Here is a 15,659-nt window from a genome sequence, read left to right on the forward strand (position 1 = left end):
GTGGGGGTGGGTTAGGTCAGGGTGCGGGTGACTTTTTCCGTGGTCTCGCGGGTGGGGAGGCGGGACGGGTCGAGGTTGCCGCAGAGGACGAGGCTGGCGCCGACGCTGAGCGGGGCGAGCAGCCAGTCCACCGGGTCGGGGTGGCGGGCCGCGTCGACCAGGACCCGGTCCCCGGCGGTGAGGCGGAACTCCGTCGCCCGGGCGGCCGCCCGGGCCAGCAGGTCGGCGTCGCCCGAACCGGCCGCGTACGGGGTGAAGTGGTCGCCGTGGCCGCGTACCTGCACCACGAAGTCGGCGAAGCCGGACGGCACCTCGCGCAGCGGCAGGGCGAACGGGGCCAGCGCGAACGCGTACCGCTCGCCCGCCGGCCAGGCCTGCGCCTCGGTCACCCGGTCGGCGGCGGCGAAGAGCACGTCGACGGGGCCCGGCGCCTCGGCCACCGTGAGCCCGGCGGACCAGCAGCCCAGCAGCACCGCGGCGGTCTGCCAGTGCGGCGGCAGGAGCACCCCGGCGGTGTCGTCGGGCCCGAGGGCGACCTCGTCGACGAGCAGGTTGGCCGTCTTGGCCACCCAGTTCGCCAGCGTGGCGCCGGAAAGTTCGGTGCGTTCGCCGGTGGCGTCGTCGTACCAGGTGAGCAACGGTCGCGTGGGGTCGGGCGCCACCGCGTCGGCGAGCGCCCGGGCAATGTTCTCGGCCATCGGCGCGAACGATACGCGCTCGCGGGCCGTACTCGATGACGATGACAAGTCGGCGTACCGTCGGGTCGCAGTCAGCGTCCGGGGCGGGCTCCGGCGTAGGCTTATCCCCCGGAGTGTTGTTCCCCACAGATCCACCAGCATCAAGGAGTCGCCCCGTGACCGCCGGTCGCCCGCCCCGCGTGCTCATCGACGCCACGAGCGTCCCCGCCGACCGCGGCGGCGTCGGTAGATACGTTGACGGCCTGCTCGGCGCCCTCGGCAAGGTGTGCGGGTCGGGGGTGGACCTGGCCGTGGTCAGCCTCCGCACCGACCTGGAGCGCTACACCCGGATGCTGCCCGGCGCGGAGATCATCCCCGCCCCCGCGGCCGTGGCGCACCGTCCGGCCCGGCTCGCCTGGGAGCAGACCGGGCTGCCGATGCTCGCCCAGCAGGTCGGCGCGCAGGTGCTGCACTCGCCGTTCTACACCTGCCCGCTGCGGGCGGGATGTCCGGTCACGGTGACGGTGCACGACGCGACCTTCTTCACCGAGCCGGAGCACTACGACAAGTCCCGGCGCACCTTCTTCCGCAGCGCGATCAAGACGTCGCTGCGCCGCGCCGACCGGGTGATCGTGCCCAGCAAGGCCACCCGCGACGAGCTGATCCGGCTGCTGGACGCCGATCCGACCCGGATCGACGTCGCCTACCACGGGGTCGACCACGCCGCCTTCCACGCCCCGAGCGAGGAGGAGAAGGCCCGGGTGCGGGCTCGGCTCGGCCTCGGCAGCAGCAGCTACATCGCATTCCTCGGCGCCAAGGAGCCGCGCAAGAACGTACCCAACCTGATCCGCGGCTGGGCCCGCGCCGTCGGCGACCGGCCGGACCCGCCGGCGCTGGTGGTGGCCGGCGGTCAGGGGCACGACGACGACATCGACCGCGCGGTCGCCGAGGTGCCGTCGCACCTGCGGCTGCTGCGCCCGGGCTACCTGCGCTACGCGGACCTGCCCGGTTTCCTCGGTGGGGCGCTGGTCGCCGCCTACCCGTCCTACGGGGAGGGTTTCGGCCTGCCGATCCTGGAGGCGATGGCGTGCGCCGCGCCGGTGCTCACCACGCCCCGGCTCTCGCTGCCCGAAGTGGGCGGTGACGCGGTCGCCTACACCAGCGAGAGCCCGGATCAGATCGCCACCGACCTGACCGCCCTGCTCGACGACGAGCAGCGCCGGTTGACGCTCGCCAAGGCCGGCTTCGACCGGGCCAAGGAGTTCACCTGGGAGTCCAGCGCCGAGGTGCACATCGCGGCGTGGAGTCGGGCCCGGTCCTGATGCCGCGCGCGGCCCGGGCAACCAGCCGCCCGTGCGAGCGACCGTCGGGCATGATGTGCTGATGCTCTACGCCGTCATCCCGGCGGGTGGCAGCGGCACAAGGTTGTGGCCGCTGTCCCGAGCCGGGCACCCCAAATTCCTGCACCCGCTCACCGGGTCGTCCGCCTCGCTGCTTCAGGCGACCGTCGAGCGGTTGGCGTCGCTGACCACAGCGGAGCGGACGCTGGTGGTCACCGGCGCCGCGCACGTGACGGCGGTGGCGCGGCAGCTGACCGGCCTGCCGGAGGAGAACATCCTGGTCGAGCCGTCGCCCCGGGATTCCTGCGCGGCGATCGCGCTGGCCGCCGCGGTGATCGCGCTGCGTGACCCGGACGCGGTGATGGGCTCGTTCGCGGCCGACCACCTGATCGGCGACCCGCAGCGGTGGGCGGAGGTGGTCCGGGAGGCGATGCGCGGCGCCGAGAAGGGGTTGCTGATGACGGTCGGGATCACCCCGACCCGTCCGGAGACCGGCTACGGCTACCTGGAGTGCGGCAAGCTGCTCGGCGACGGCGGGTTGCGCATGGTCGCCGAGTTCAAGGAGAAGCCTGCCGCCGATGTGGCCGAGGCGTACGTGCGCTCCGGCCGGCACCTCTGGAACGCCAGCATGTTCGTCTGGCGGGTGGACGTCTTCCTCGCCGAGCTGGCCCGGCAGCAACCGGCCCTGCACTCCGGCGTCACCGCGATCGCGGCGGCCTGGGGCACCCCGGAGCAGGACGACGTGCTGGGCGCCGTCTGGCCGACGTTGCCGAAGATCTCCGTCGACTACGCGGTCATGGAGGGCGCGGCGACCGCCGGGCGGGTGGCGACGGTGCCCGGCGACTTCGGCTGGAACGACGTCGGTGACTTCCACACCCTCGGCGACGTGCTGCCGGCCGACCCGGCGGGCAACGTGGTGCTCGGCGGCGCGAAACCGGGCGTGCTGCTGCGCGACAGCACCGGCCTGGTGGTGGTGCCGCACTCGGGGCGGCTGGTCGCCGCCATCGGGGTGCACGACCTGATCGTGGTGGACACTCCGGACGCGGTGCTGGTCTGCCCGCGCGACCGGGCCCAGGACGTCAAGGCCGTCGTCGATGAGCTCAAGGAGCGGGGCGAAGAGGGCTACGTCTGAGCGCCGCGCGGGCCGGCGCGACGAGCTGGACGGTCCCGTCGGCCAGCGGCTCGGGCAGCCGGTCCGGCGGGAACCAGCCGAGCGCAGCGGACTCGTCGCTGACCCGCTCCACCGCGCCGGCCGGGGCGACGACGGCGAACCGGACGTCGTGGTGCAGCGAACCGCCCTGGCAGCCGACCGGGTGGATGTCCACGTCGATCGGTACCGGGTCGATCCGCAGGCCGGCGATCCCGGACTCCTCGGTCGCCTCGCGCAGCGCGGCGCCGGCCAGCGTCCGGTCGCCCGGCTCGCAGTGCCCGCCGAGCTGCACCCAGCGGTGCAGCTTGCCGTGCAGGCAGAGCAGCACTTGGGTGCCGGTGGCGTCGAGCACGAGCACGCTGGCGGTGACGTGCCCCGGGCGGTGCTCCCGGCTCATCGCCACCGGCCCGGCGGTGAGCAGCGCGAGCGTCCGGTCCCGGGCCACGGCGGCGGCCGGGCTGGTCGGTGTCCAGCCGGCCAGCAGCGTGGTCGCGTCCGCGTGCAGCGCGGCGTATGTGGTGGCCGGAGCGGTGGTGGGCGGGGCTTCGGGCATGCCGACACTGTACGAGCCGGTGCCGCCTACCCTTGCCGGGTGACCCTGCGACTCCTCGAGTTCGTCGTCGGCGGCAACGAGGCCAGCGATCTGCTACCGGTCCGGTCCGCGGCGCTGCTGCGCGCACACGGTGCCCGGCGCGGCTTCTGGACGGTGCTGGACGAGGGGCCGGTGGAGCGCTGCCTGGCCCTGTTGTTGGAGCGGGACGACGGGGCGTGGGTCGCCCACCACGTGGCCGCCGACGCCGGGATGGAGAACGGCCGTACCGAGGACGGCGAGGCGCTCGCCCACCACGACGGCTGGGTCTACGTCTTCGGTTCGCACTTCGGTTCCAAGGCCGGTCCGCTGCGGCCCCGGCGGGCCTTCGTCGCGCGGTTCCGTGAGGACGACGCGGCGACCGGTCCGCTGCCGGTGCAGGTGGTGCGGAACCGGTTCCGGGTGCACCGGGCGATCAACGACGCGCTCGCCGGCGCGGCGTTGACCCCGCTGCCGCCGGGGGAGCGGGTGCGGGCCCGGTTCATCGTGGAGACCCTGGCCCGGGGCACGGCGAGGGCGAAGAGCTGGGTCAGCCGGCTCGCCCCGGACGATCTCCCGTTGAACGTGGAGGCGGCGGCCTTCACCGCGACCGGGACGGTGCTGCTCGGGCTGCGCTTTCCGGTCACCGTGGACGGCGAGCCGATCCTGGTCGAGCTGGCCGGCGTACCGGCCATGTTCGACGCCGAGCCGGCCTGGCCGCTGGCGGTGCGGGCGTACGCGCTCAGCGGGGTGACCCCACCCGGCGCGTTGACCGGCTTCCGGGCGATCACCGCCGGCCCGGACGGCGGGTACGCGGCCGTGATCGGGTCCATCGACGCGCTCGGCAAGGGCTCGGTGCTGCTCGACGACCATCCCGGCGGCGGTGAGGTGACCGCCCGGCACATCCGGTTCCGGCTGCCCGCCGGTCCGTCGCCGGCCCTCGTCGGCGATCCGGCCGACGTGCCGGCCGGGGACACCCACCTGCTCGCCGGGGAGCTGGTCGCCGACCTGGCGCCGTTCCACCACGTCGAAGGGCTGGCGGAGCTGGACGGCCGATGCTTCTACGTCACCGACGAGGATCACCGGGTGGCGCTCTGGGTGGGTTGATGCGTCGGTACGCGGGGCCGCAGCGGGTCGTCGGCCGGCGGCGCGCTCGATGGCGGTCGCCGGGCGGGCTGGCGGTGCGGCGGTCGGGCCGCGTCGCGTGCGCCGGGCGGGACAGCCGGGCGGCACCCCTGCGGTGCATGGGCCGCAGACCCTCGTGGTGCCGCCCGGTCGCCGGTCCTCCCCGGTCCCGGTGCCCGGGTGCCGAGCGCGTTTGACGCGCCGACACCGCTGGTGGGCAGTGGAAGCATGCCCAACCGGCCCCGAGGGCGTCGAGGTTTTTCAGCCGTGGCTTAAAGATGGAGATAAGTGCCGGCCGGTAGAGTGCAAACGGTCGTCCGGTAACCCCCACCGGGCGAACGGGAGCGGGTCATGCTGAAGATCTACTTTTCCGGTGAGGACATCCTCCGGACCCGGGTCGCGCCCGGAGCCGACCCGGTCTGGGAGATGGTCCTCAGCCTGCACCTGCTGCAAGGCCGGAGCCGGGATCCGTTGATGGCCACCTGGCGCCGGGCGGTGGCCCGTGGCCTGCGCCAGGACATCGCCTCCGACCATCTCCGGCTGCTCTTCGCGCTCAACCCGCCGCGCGGCTACTTCCCCGACTTCCTCACCCCGTACGCCAGCGTCAGCGGCTTCGAGGCGGGGCTGGACGCGGTCCGCAGCACGCCCGTGCCGCTGCTGCACCACGACCTGACCGTGCTGGCCGCCGAGAACCTGCTGCCCTCGTCGGCGTCGGCGCTGGCCCGGGGCGAGCCGGAGGTGCTGCGGCAGCTGACCGACTCGATGGAGCAGTACCGGTCGCTGGCGATCAGCCCCTACTGGGCGCGGATCCAGGCAGCCGTGGAGGCGGACCGCAGCCGCCGGGCCCGGGCCCTGCTCGACGGCGGGGTGGAGGGGTTGCTGACCAGCTTGCGGCCGGCGATGCGGTGGGACTCCGGCGTGCTGGAGGTCCGCGACTACCCGGACAGCCGTGAGCTGCACCTGGACGGGCGAGGGCTGCTGCTCGTGCCGTCGTTCTTCTGCGCGCGTACCCCCGTCGCGCTGCTCAACCCGGCGCTTCCGCCGGTCCTGGTCTATCCGGTGGACCGCCTCGGCGGGCTGGCTCCCGCGTCGGGGGAGGGCGGCGGGGGGTCCGGGCCGAACCCGGGCCGGGAGGCGCTGGCCGCGCTGCTCGGTCGGACCCGGGCTGCGGTGCTGGAGGTCAGCGACGACGGCTGCACCACGGGCGAGATGGCCCGCCGGTTGAACATCTCGGCCGCAGCGGCCAGCCAGCACGCCACCGTGCTGCGCAACGCCGGGCTGCTGGTCAGTCAGCGGGACCGAAACACCGTGCTGCACACGTTGACCCCGCTGGGCCGCGCCGTCCTGGAGAGCTGATCCGGGGCTCAGAGGGCCAGGGTCAGAGGGCCAGGGCGGCGCTGGCGGTGCTGTGCGCGGGCGGCGGCAGCAGCAGGGACGGGACTCCCTCGGCGGCCAGGGCGATCCGCAGCCGGTGCAGGTCGGCGCCGAACCGGACCAGGTCGGTCGGGTCCACCGGGGTCGGCGGTGAGCCGAGGATCAGGGTGGTGGCCTGCTCCGGCCAGCCGGGCACCGCGTCAATCAGGCCGGCCCGCAGCTCGTCGTCCTCGGCGACCAGGGTGAAGACCGTGCCGGGCGCGACCACGTCGGTCACCGCGGCGAGGGCGCGGCCGACCGCGGCCGGGTCGGCCGGCGCCGGGCCAGGACCGTCCGGCAGGGTGACGGCGGCGGCCAGTCCGGCCGCCTTCGCCTCGGCGGTGCCGAGCGAGAAGAGATCCTGCGCGGCGTCCCGGACCAGCGCGGTCGCGCCGACCTCGTCCGGGTCGGAGCGGGTGGCGGCCAGGTAGCCACGGACCACCGCGACGGGCACCTGGTCGATCTTGCCCTTGATCAGCTCGCCGGCGCCGGCCAACTCGTCGACCACCGCCATCTGGGTCAGCTGGAGCTCGTTGCCGTAGGCGTCGACCTCGCCGCGGTGGTCCCGGATGGCGTCCATCCCGGCCACCCCGAGGGCCACATCGGTCAGCCCGTTGCGCCACGGCCGCCCCATGGTGTCGCTGATGATCACGGCGACGTCCAGGTCGTAGCGCTCGCGCAGGGTGGCGCGCAGCGATCGCGCCGAGGCGTCCGGGTCCTTCGGCAGCAGCACCAGCCGGGTCCTGTCGACGTTCGAGGCGTCGATCCCCGCCGAGGCCATCACGAAGCCGTGGTGGGTCTGCACGATCCTGGTCGCGCCCCGGGCGGCGACCAGCCGAGCCGTCTCGGCGGCCAGCACCTCGTCGCGGGCGGTGTCCCGCTCCGGCCCGTCCGCCGGGACGTCGACCAGCCGCCCCTCCGCCTTGGAGACGATCTTGCTGGTCACCACCAGCACGTCGCCGTCGCGCAGCCAGGGTGCCGCGGCGGCGATCAGCGCCGCCACGTCGTCGCCCTCGGACACTTCGCCGATGCCCAGCACCGGCAGGATCTCCAGCTTCACCGCAGCTCCACCGCGGCGCGGACCATCGCCGCCGTCGCCGCCTCGTCGGTCATCCGCAGCGGTACCGCGCGGACGGTCACCTCCGGCACCAGCGTGCCGGCATCCTCCTCGGCGACCAGCCAGCCGTCGAGCAGGCCGCCGGCCGACCGGCCGCCGTAGAGGCCGCCCAACCCGGCCGCGCTGCACTCCACGCCGAGCACCGCCAGACAGCGGTCGGCCATGCCGCGTACCGGCGCGCCGCCGATGATCGGCGAGACGCCCACCACGGGGGCCGGACCGTCGATGATCGCTTCGCGCAGCCCGGGCACGGCCAGAACCGGAGCGATGCTCACCACCGGGTTGCTGGGCGCGATCAGGACGATGTCGGCCGAGGCGATGGCGTCGAGCACCCCGGGCGCCGGCTTGGCGGTCTCGGCCCCGACGAAGACGAACCGGTGGGTGGGGATGTCAGCCCGGTATCGCACCCACCACTCCTGGAAGTGGATCGCCCGCTGGCCGCCGTCGACGTCGGCCGTGCCGGCGGTGCTCGCGGCCGCGGGGCTCGCCCCGCTCACGATCGCGTGGGTCTCCAGCCGGTCGTCGGTCGCCGGCAGCAGCCGTACGCCGGGCTGCCAGCGGGTGGCCAGCGCCTCGGTCACCGCGGAGAGCGGATAGCCGGCGTTGAGCATCGTGGAGCGCACCAGGTGGGTGGCGATGTCCTTGTCGCCCAGGCCGAACCAGGTCGGCTCCGCCCCGTAGGCGGCCAGCTCGGACTTGACCGTCCAGCTCTCGCCGACCCGCCCCCAGCCCCGCTCCGGGTCGGCGCCGCCACCCAGGGTGTACATCACGCTGTCCAGGTCGGGGCAGATCTTCAGGCCGTGCAGCCACAGGTCGTCGCCGACGTTGACCACGGCGGTCACCTCGGCGCCCACCTGGCGGGCGTACTCCCGCACGCCGACCAGGAACCGGGCGCCGCCGATGCCGCCCGCGAGAACCACGATGCGCATGCCGTCCATCCTCGCGCACGAGACGCCTGCGGTCCGCCGGTGGTCGGGGAGACTAGGCTCACGTCGGCAACTGTCCGCTTTCGCCCCGAGGGGGAGCTCGTGACCAGCCCCGCCGAGCCCGCGTCCGCCGACGCGACGCAGGCCCGCCAGCTGACCAAGCCGCTACGCGAACTGGCGGCGCTCGTGCTGCTCGGCGCGAATGCCGTTCTGCTCTTCGTCGGCCTGATCAGACTGCTGACGCCCGCCGATTTCGGGACCTTCACCGACCGGGCGGGCAGCACCTTCTTCGCGTTCATCGGCGTCGAGGCGGTGGTGCTGCCGGTGCTGGCCGTGCTGCTCGCCACCCACGTCCAGCCGGTGCTGGCGAAGGCCAAACTGATCACCCAGGTGGCGTTGGCCGAGTACGCCGCCAGCGCGCTCTTCGGTGCGCTGACCTTCCTGATGTGGCTGGTCGGCCGGCTGGCCGAGGGCGAGGTGCTCGACGCCCTGCTCGGCCTGCTCACCCGGGTCGCCTGGCTGGCGATCTTCGCGGTCGCCGCGTACGTCGTCTTCACCGTCTGGCGGGCGCTCTACTACGTGCCGAAGCCCAAGCCCCAGCCGGGCGTCTACGGCTCGCCGCAGGCCGGCTGGCCGCAGCAGCCCGGTGGCTGGCCCGGCGCCGGCCAGCCGGGGGGCGGCTATCCGGCTCCCGGTCAGCCCGGTGGCTACCCCGCTCCCGGCCAGCCCGGCGGTTACCCGGCTCCGGGTCAGCCTGGCTACCCCGGCCCGTACGCCGGCCAGCCCGGCCAGTACGGCCAGCCGACCCCGCCGTTCGCCCCGGCGCCCCAGTCGGCGCCGCCGTTCAACCCCGCGCCGCACTCGGCGCCGCCGGCCAACCCGGTTCCGCAGTCGGCCCCGCCGGCCGGTCCGGCTCCGCACTCGGCGCCGCCGTTCGGGCAGCCGCCGTCGGCCGAACCGACCCAGGCGATCCCGCGCCAGCCCGCCGAGCCCACCCAGGCGATTCCGCGCCCGATCGACGGCGAGAGCGACCGTACTCAGCGGATCAACCCGGGCGACGACCCGAACGCCCCCCGCTGACCCGGCCGCGCCGCGCGCCGTCGAGCCGCGCGCACCTTCGGTGAAAGAGTGGCCTCCCGCGCCAGGGAGGCCACTCTTTCCGTGTTGTTGCCGCCTGATCCCGCGCGGGGTGGGCTTGCCCACGGTGCGGGCGGAGGTGGCGGCGCCGTCCCGATCACGGCTTAGGCTGAGCGGATGGTTGATCGCACCGAGTCCGGCCCGACCGAGGCGAGCGTGCGCCGGGCGTTGCGCCGGGCCGCGACCGGGCGGGCGCTGGACGTCGACGAGGCGACGGCGCTGCTCGGCGCTCGCGGTGAGTCCCTCGACGAACTGCTCGGCGTCGCCGCCGGGATTCGCGACGCGGGGTTGCGTGAGGCCGGCCGACCCGGCGTGGTCACGTACTCCAAGAAGGTCTTCATTCCGCTGACCCGGCTCTGCCGGGACCGTTGCCACTACTGCACCTTCGCCACCGTGCCGCACCGGCTGCCGGCGCCCTTCCTCGACCGGGACGAGGTGCTCGCGATCGCCCGGGCCGGTGCCGAGCAGGGCTGCAAGGAGGCGCTGTTCACCCTCGGTGACCGGCCGGAGGAGCGCTGGCCGGCGGCCCGGCAGTGGTTGGACGAGCGGGGCTATGACTCCACGTTGGACTACGTGCGGGCCTGCGCGGTGGCGGTGCTGGAGGAGACCGGCCTGCTGCCGCACCTGAACCCCGGGGTGCTCTCCTGGTCGGAGCTGCAACGGCTCAAGCCGGTCGCGCCGAGCATGGGGATGATGCTGGAGACCACCGCGACCCGGCTCTGGTCGGAGCCGGGTGGCCCGCACTTCGGCTCGCCTGACAAGGAGCCGGCGGTGCGGCTGCGGGTGCTCGACGACGCGGGCCGGGTCGGGGTGCCCTTCACCACCGGCATCCTCATCGGCATCGGGGAGACGCATGCCGAGCGGGTCGACGCGATCTTCGCGATTCGTCGGGCGCACCGCGAGTACGGCCACCTCCAGGAGGTGATCGTGCAGAACTTCCGCGCGAAGCCGGACACCGCGATGCGCGGCATGCCGGACGCCGAGCTGCACGACCTGGCCGCGACGGTGGCGGTGGCCCGGGTGCTGCTCGGGCCGCGGGCCCGCATCCAGGCGCCGCCGAACCTCATCGCGGGCGAGTTCGACCTGCTGTTGCGCGCCGGCATCGACGACTGGGGCGGGGTCTCGCCGCTGACCCCGGACCACGTGAACCCGGAGCGGCCCTGGCCGCACCTGGACGATCTGGCCCGGCGCACCGCCGAGGCCGGTTTCACCCTGCGGGAGCGGCTCACCATCTACCCGGAGTACGTCCGCGCCGGCGACCCGTGGCTCGACCCACGGCTGCTCGCACACGTCACCGCGCTGGCCGACCCGCAGACCGGGCTGGCCGTCGCGGACGCGCGCCCGGTCGGCCGCCCGTGGCAGGAGCCGGAGGAGGTGTTCGGCGGGCGGACCGACCTGCACGTCACCATCGACAGCACCGGCCGCACCGACGACCGCCGGGGCGACTTCGACAGCGTCTACGGCGACTGGGCCGAGGTCGCCACGAAGGTGACCGCGGCACCGGCCGCCGCCGGCTCCGCCGACGCCGACCTGCGGGCCGGCCTGCGGCTCGCCGCCGACGACCCGGCGGCGCTGCTGGAGCCCCGGCACACCGACGCCGCGCTGGCGCTCTTCGGCGCCGACGGGCCGGCGCTGGACGAGCTGTGCCGGCTCGCCGACGACGTCCGCCGGGCGACCGTCGGCGACGACGTCACGTACGTGGTCAACCGGAACATCAACTTCAGCAACGTCTGCTACGTCGGCTGCCGGTTCTGCGCCTTCGCCCAGCGGGAGCGGGACGCGGACGCGTACCGGCTCTCGGTCGACCAGGTGGCCGACCGGGCCGAGGAGGCGTGGGCGGCCGGCGCGACCGAGGTGTGCCTGCAGGGCGGCATCGACCCGAAGATGCCGGTGACCGGGTACGCCGACATCGTGCGGGCGATCAAGGCGCGGGTGCCGCAGATGCACGTGCACGCCTTCTCGCCGATGGAGATCGTCACCGCCGCCGCGAAGGCGGGCGTGCCGGTGCGGGAGTGGCTGACCCTGCTGCGGGAGGCCGGGCTGGACACCATCCCGGGCACCGCCGCGGAGATCCTCGACGACGAGGTCCGCTGGGTGCTGACCAAGGGCAAGCTGCCCGCCGCCGCCTGGGTCGAGGTGGTCAGCACCGCCCACGAGCTGGGCATCCGCTCCAGCTCCACGATGATGTACGGGCACGTCGACCACCCCGGGCAGTGGCTGGCGCACTTCCGGGTGCTGGCCGGGGTGCAGGACCGCACCGGTGGTTTCACCGAGTTCGTGGCGCTGCCGTTCGTGCACACCAACGCGCCCATCTACCTGGCCGGCATCGCCCGGCCCGGGCCGACCTGGCGGGAGAACCGGGTGGTGCACGCGATGGCCCGGCTGTTGCTGCACGGGCGAATCGACAACATCCAGTGCTCGTGGGTGAAGCTCGGCGACGCGGGCACGGTGGCGATGCTCCAGGGTGGCTGCAACGACCTGGGCGGCACGCTGATGGAGGAGACCATCTCCCGGATGGCCGGCTCGGCCAACGGTTCGGCCCGCACGGAGGAGCAGTTGCGGGCGATCGCGACGGCTGCCGGGCGTCCGGCGCGTAAGCGCAGCACCGCGTACGGTCATCTGCTGCCCTGAGGTCGAACCTTTTCGCGCCGCCGGCCGTACCAACGGACGCCGGCGGCGGTAGCGGCGAGGGCCGCCGCCGGCGCCCCCCGGCGGGCTCCGGCGGCGGCCGCCACGCGGCGCGCGGCCGGCTCCCGTCCGACCTCGCGGGCGTGCCCGCGCCGCCGGAAAGGTTGCCCATGACCAGTGAAGTGCGGAAGCGGCCCTGGCCGCGACTGACCCGCCGGCAGACGTTGACCGCGGCGGCGAGCGCGACGCTCGGTGCCGCCGCGCTCACCGTGCCCGGCCTGTCGGCCGCCCAGAACGCCCCCGGCGCGGCCGCGGCCGACGAGCCGATCGTGGTGCACCTGCGCGACGCCGCCACCGGCACCATGGACGTCTTCGTCGGCACCTCCCGGATCGAGGTACGCGACCGCAGCCTGGCGGAGCGGCTGCGGCGCGCCGCTCGCCGCTGACCGATCCCACCGCACTCCACCCGGCCCCGGCGCGGACTCCTCCGGCGCCCGGCCGGTCCTCGACCCGTCCCCCGCCTAGTGAGGTTGGTCCGTCATGTCTTCGCACCGCGAGGCTCCGGAAATCGCCAAGGATCCGGTCGCCGATTCCGCTGACCTGTACGCGTTCGTCAGCCCCGACCGCCCCGACTCGGTGACCTTGATCGCCAATTATGTGCCGCTGCAACTTCCTTCCGGCGGCCCGAACTTCTTCGAGTTCGGCGACGACGTGCGCTACGAGATCCATATCGACAACGACGGTGATGGCCGTCCCGATGTCACCTACCGGTTCGAATTCACCACCGAGATCACGAATCCGAACAGCTTTCTCTACAACACCGGGCCGATCGAGTCGCTGGACAGCCGGAACTGGAACCGGCGGCAGTTCTACAGCCTGACCCGGGTGGCCGACGGCCGGGAGCACCGTCTCGCGCACAAGCTGCCCTGCCCGCCGTGCAACGTCGGCCCGCTCTCCACGCCGAACTACGCCGAGCTGGTCCGCCAGGCGACGTTCACCCTCTCGACCGGCGAGCGGGTCTTCGCCGGGCAGCGGGCGGACGGCTTCTTCGTGGACCTGGGCGCGGTCTTCGACCTGGGCACCCTGCGGCCGTTCCAGCAGCTGCACGTGGCCGGGAAGAAGCTGTTCAAGGCCGAGGGGGAGCCGGTCAACGCCACGGACCGGATGAACGTGCACAGCATCGCCGTCCAGGTGCCGCTGAACATGGTGCGCCGCCGGGCCAACCGGTACGCGGCCGGCGACCAGGCGTCGGTGATCGGCGTCTGGACCGCGGCGTCCCGCCGGCAGGTCCGGGTGCTCGGCAGCGACCCGGGCGCGGAGGTCTCCACCGGTCCGTTCACGCAGGTCTCCCGGTTGGGCAATCCGCTGTTCAACGAGGTCATCGTGCCGATGTCCAAGAAGGACCTGTGGAACTCGCTGCCGCCGTCGGAGGACAAGCGGTTCGCCCGGTTCGTCGAGCAGCCGGAGCTGGCCACCCTGCTGCCGGCGCTCTACCCGGGCGTCTTCGCCAACCTGGACCGGCTCAACAAGTCCAAGAAGGCCCGAGCGGACCTGGTGGCGCTCCTGCTGACCGGGGTGCCGGCCGGGCTGATCGACGGCTTCACCAACGCCACCGGCGACATCCAGGCCGACATGCTGCGGTTGAACACCGCGATCCCGCCGAGCCGCCGGCCGGACCGGTTCGGGGTGCTCGGCGGCGATCTCGCCGGCTTCCCCAACGGCCGTCGGGTCGGCGACGACGTGGTCACCATCGCGCTGCGGGCGATCGCCGGTCTGACCGTGCCGCTGGTGGACAAGGCGTTCCGGCCGGACGCGGCGGCCGCCGCGGTCACCCCCGGGTTGAGCGCCGCCGACGTGACCGCGCCGTTCCTGGCTGGCTTCCCGTTCCTCGGCACGCCGTACGACGGGTTCGGCAACCCGTCGGCGGCGGCGTGACGGGGGAGCGGGCATGGAGCCGAGCGCGTACGGGCCGTCGGAGACCGGCAGCGTCGTCCTGGATCTGGGCGGTGCGACCGGCGCACTGATCATCTACACCGGACGGGAGCTGCACGGGCGGGAAATCGAGATCAGCCCGGCCGACCGGCCGGACGGGCCGCGCACCCACGCCGCGGTCCGCGAGCGGCGGGTCCAGGACGGGGTCTTCCACAGTGCCGTCTACCCGGACCTGCCCGCCGGGGTCTATACCGTCTGGTGGGACGAGCGCAGGACGGCCGGAGCGATCTGCGTCACCGGCGGGGTGGTCGCCGAGTTCGTCTGGCCGAGCAGCGTTCCGTCGGGTTTCGACTGACGTCGGGCCGGCCGCCGTGCGCCGCGCCCCGTCCACCATGTGGACGGGGCGCGGTTGTCGTGTCCCGCTCGACGGGCGGTCCGGCGTTACTCGGGTTAACCTGTGCCCCACCAAGATCAGCATTGCTGTCGGGGTCTTCCGGCGGCGTGTCCACGTCCGCCCCGACCGGGCCGCTGAGGAGGTCGCCACGGGAGAAATCTCCGGCAACTCGCCGGTGAGGGCGTTACTCGGCCGGGGTCTGAATCGATAGGGCAGGTTGCGAGGGCCGGGTGGCCGGATGGCCGCCCGGGGGTCTGTCGGGAGGGCGACTCCATTATCAAGTTTGGCTTGACGGCGCACGCATTACACGCGTGTAATTTGAATGGGGTTGTTCGCACGGAACGCAACAAACCGGACCGTACGGACTAGCACGCCTTTCGCGTGGGGGGTTGCAGCGGCGATGACGCCGGTGCGCGACAAGGAGGCATTTGATGGACGGCCAGCTTGAGGTGGCCGACCTGCTCGGAAACGCGCCGGAGTGGCAGGAGCGAGCGCTCTGCTCGCAGACCGATCCGGAGGCGTTCTTTCCCGAGAAGGGCGGCTCGACCCGTGAGGCGAAGCGGATCTGCTCGCGTTGTGAGGTCAAGACGGAGTGCCTCGAATACGCTCTCGGCCACGACGAGCGGTTCGGGATCTGGGGTGGGCTCTCCGAGCGGGAGCGGCGCAAGCTGAAGCGGCGGGCGGCCTGACCGGTGCCGGTTCCGGGCGGTGGGGGCCGCCCGGTTCAGGCCTTGTTTGGCGTGCCGGGTGCGGCGGCACACGGTGGCCCGGTCGGGGGCGGGCCGCTAGGCCAGTTCGTCCGGGTCGACCCCGAGCAGGTTCGCCACCTGCTCGATGATCACGTCGTGCACCAGGTCGGCGAGATCTTCCCGGTCCATCGCCCGGAACTCCAGCGGACGGCGGTAGAGCACGATCCGTGGCGGCACCTCCTGCCGGCCCGGTCGGCCGGGCAGCAGGCGTGCCAGCGGCACCTCGCCGTCCTCCAGCACGTCGGAGTCGTAGACGTTCAGGTCGGGCGGGACGTCCTCCACCGCGAACTCGACCCCGGCCAGCTCCTTGGCGAACCGGCGTTCCAGCGTCTCCACCGTGTCCAAGACCAGGTCGTCGAAGACCTCGGCCTTCGTCCGGGCCAGCGGCACGGTGGCCGGCACCAGCCGCCCGCGCAGGCCGCGCCCGTGCCGGTCGCGGTGCGCGCGCCGGCCGGAACCGGGGCGGCGGTGTTCCGGGCTCGTCATGAGGCAAAGGGTAGCCC

Annotated in this window: 15 protein-coding genes; 10 read left to right on the forward strand and 5 right to left on the reverse strand. The window is 73.7% G+C overall.

The window, feature by feature from the left end; all coding sequences use genetic code 11:
* Nucleotides 1-11: 11 nt before the first annotated feature.
* Entirely contained in the window at nucleotides 12-698 is a 687-nt protein-coding gene (locus tag ACIBBA_RS06625) for a TIGR03089 family protein (protein WP_396694432.1), read from the reverse strand.
* Nucleotides 699-853: 155 nt separating this feature from the next.
* Here ACIBBA_RS06625 and ACIBBA_RS06630 point away from each other — a divergent pair, with 155 nt between their 5' ends.
* The gene (locus ACIBBA_RS06630) at nucleotides 854-1,999 is read left to right on the forward strand and encodes a glycosyltransferase family 4 protein (RefSeq protein WP_396694434.1); all 1,146 of its coding nucleotides are present in this window, start codon (nucleotides 854-856) and stop codon (nucleotides 1,997-1,999) included.
* 61 nt (nucleotides 2,000-2,060) lie between these two features.
* Nucleotides 2,061-3,149 (forward strand): mannose-1-phosphate guanylyltransferase, encoded by a 1,089-nt coding sequence (locus ACIBBA_RS06635; protein ID WP_396694436.1) that lies wholly within the window; start codon nucleotides 2,061-2,063, stop codon nucleotides 3,147-3,149.
* Here the strand turns inward: ACIBBA_RS06635 and ACIBBA_RS06640 are convergent.
* The gene (locus ACIBBA_RS06640) at nucleotides 3,118-3,720 is read right to left on the reverse strand and encodes an NUDIX hydrolase (RefSeq protein ID WP_396694438.1); all 603 of its coding nucleotides are present in this window, start codon (nucleotides 3,718-3,720) and stop codon (nucleotides 3,118-3,120) included. The two genes, ACIBBA_RS06635 and ACIBBA_RS06640, sit on opposite strands and share 32 nt — an antisense overlap.
* Nucleotides 3,721-3,759: 39 nt before the next feature.
* Here ACIBBA_RS06640 and ACIBBA_RS06645 point away from each other — a divergent pair, with 39 nt between their 5' ends.
* Nucleotides 3,760-4,842: a hypothetical protein gene (locus ACIBBA_RS06645; protein WP_396694440.1), complete on the forward strand. Its 1,083-nt coding sequence runs from the start codon at nucleotides 3,760-3,762 to the stop codon at nucleotides 4,840-4,842.
* A gap of 369 nt (nucleotides 4,843-5,211) precedes the next feature.
* Complete coding sequence (locus ACIBBA_RS06650; protein ID WP_396694442.1) at nucleotides 5,212-6,216, forward strand: ArsR/SmtB family transcription factor; 1,005 nt, start codon at nucleotides 5,212-5,214, stop codon at nucleotides 6,214-6,216.
* 22 nt (nucleotides 6,217-6,238) lie between these two features.
* Here the strand turns inward: ACIBBA_RS06650 and ACIBBA_RS06655 are convergent, their stop codons facing one another.
* Nucleotides 6,239-7,333 (reverse strand): coenzyme F420-0:L-glutamate ligase, encoded by a 1,095-nt coding sequence (locus ACIBBA_RS06655; protein ID WP_396694444.1) that lies wholly within the window; start codon nucleotides 7,331-7,333, stop codon nucleotides 6,239-6,241.
* Nucleotides 7,330-8,319, reverse strand: coding sequence for a 2-phospho-L-lactate transferase (gene cofD / locus ACIBBA_RS06660; RefSeq protein WP_396694446.1), 990 nt, complete (start codon nucleotides 8,317-8,319; stop codon nucleotides 7,330-7,332). Before cofD ends, ACIBBA_RS06655 begins: the two co-directional genes overlap by 4 nt.
* 99 nt (nucleotides 8,320-8,418) lie before the next feature.
* On the opposite strand from cofD, the gene ACIBBA_RS06665 reads away from it, so the two are divergent.
* From ACIBBA_RS06665 to ACIBBA_RS06690, 6 genes are all read left to right on the forward strand, one after another.
* On the forward strand, nucleotides 8,419-9,396 hold the full coding sequence (locus ACIBBA_RS06665) for a hypothetical protein (protein WP_396694448.1): 978 nt from the start codon (nucleotides 8,419-8,421) through the stop codon (nucleotides 9,394-9,396).
* A gap of 174 nt (nucleotides 9,397-9,570) precedes the next feature.
* On the forward strand, nucleotides 9,571-12,084 hold the full coding sequence (locus ACIBBA_RS06670; protein WP_396694450.1) for a bifunctional FO biosynthesis protein CofGH: 2,514 nt from the start codon (nucleotides 9,571-9,573) through the stop codon (nucleotides 12,082-12,084).
* 167 nt (nucleotides 12,085-12,251) lie between these two features.
* A complete protein-coding gene (locus ACIBBA_RS06675) occupies nucleotides 12,252-12,527 on the forward strand; it encodes a hypothetical protein (RefSeq protein ID WP_350867154.1) in 276 nt (91 codons plus the stop codon).
* Between the two features lie 94 nt (nucleotides 12,528-12,621).
* Nucleotides 12,622-14,016 (forward strand): DUF4331 domain-containing protein, encoded by a 1,395-nt coding sequence (locus tag ACIBBA_RS06680; protein WP_396694452.1) that lies wholly within the window; start codon nucleotides 12,622-12,624, stop codon nucleotides 14,014-14,016.
* Nucleotides 14,017-14,029: 13 nt separating this feature from the next.
* Nucleotides 14,030-14,368, forward strand: a complete 339-nt coding sequence (locus ACIBBA_RS06685) for a phospholipase (protein WP_396694454.1) — start codon at nucleotides 14,030-14,032, stop codon at nucleotides 14,366-14,368.
* Nucleotides 14,369-14,838: 470 nt separating this feature from the next.
* Nucleotides 14,839-15,096 (forward strand): WhiB family transcriptional regulator, encoded by a 258-nt coding sequence (locus ACIBBA_RS06690; protein WP_007455784.1) that lies wholly within the window; start codon nucleotides 14,839-14,841, stop codon nucleotides 15,094-15,096.
* A gap of 96 nt (nucleotides 15,097-15,192) precedes the next feature.
* On the opposite strand, the gene ACIBBA_RS06695 is transcribed toward ACIBBA_RS06690, so the two are convergent.
* Complete coding sequence (locus tag ACIBBA_RS06695) at nucleotides 15,193-15,642, reverse strand: metallopeptidase family protein (protein WP_074316962.1); 450 nt, start codon at nucleotides 15,640-15,642, stop codon at nucleotides 15,193-15,195.
* Nucleotides 15,643-15,659 lie beyond the last annotated feature (17 nt).

The sequence above is a fragment of the Micromonospora sp. NPDC051006 genome, from assembly GCF_044456245.1.
Classification (GTDB): domain Bacteria; phylum Actinomycetota; class Actinomycetes; order Mycobacteriales; family Micromonosporaceae; genus Micromonospora.

Excerpts from the sequence above, each read along its gene's own strand:
- ACIBBA_RS06625 (WP_396694432.1), bottom strand. The coding sequence starts at position 698 with ATGGCCGAGAACATTGCCCGGGCGCTCGCCGACGCGGTGGCGCCCGAC.
- ACIBBA_RS06635 (WP_396694436.1), top strand. The coding sequence starts at position 2,061 with ATGCTCTACGCCGTCATCCCGGCGGGTGGCAGCGGCACAAGGTTGTGG.
- ACIBBA_RS06640 (WP_396694438.1), bottom strand. The coding sequence starts at position 3,720 with ATGCCCGAAGCCCCGCCCACCACCGCTCCGGCCACCACATACGCCGCG.
- ACIBBA_RS06650 (WP_396694442.1), top strand. The coding sequence starts at position 5,212 with ATGCTGAAGATCTACTTTTCCGGTGAGGACATCCTCCGGACCCGGGTC.
- cofD (WP_396694446.1), bottom strand. The coding sequence starts at position 8,319 with ATGCGCATCGTGGTTCTCGCGGGCGGCATCGGCGGCGCCCGGTTCCTG.
- ACIBBA_RS06670 (WP_396694450.1), top strand. The coding sequence starts at position 9,571 with ATGGTTGATCGCACCGAGTCCGGCCCGACCGAGGCGAGCGTGCGCCGG.
- ACIBBA_RS06675 (WP_350867154.1), top strand. The coding sequence starts at position 12,252 with ATGACCAGTGAAGTGCGGAAGCGGCCCTGGCCGCGACTGACCCGCCGG.
- ACIBBA_RS06680 (WP_396694452.1), top strand. The coding sequence starts at position 12,622 with ATGTCTTCGCACCGCGAGGCTCCGGAAATCGCCAAGGATCCGGTCGCC.
- ACIBBA_RS06685 (WP_396694454.1), top strand. The coding sequence starts at position 14,030 with ATGGAGCCGAGCGCGTACGGGCCGTCGGAGACCGGCAGCGTCGTCCTG.
- ACIBBA_RS06690 (WP_007455784.1), top strand. The coding sequence starts at position 14,839 with ATGGACGGCCAGCTTGAGGTGGCCGACCTGCTCGGAAACGCGCCGGAG.
- ACIBBA_RS06695 (WP_074316962.1), bottom strand. The coding sequence starts at position 15,642 with ATGACGAGCCCGGAACACCGCCGCCCCGGTTCCGGCCGGCGCGCGCAC.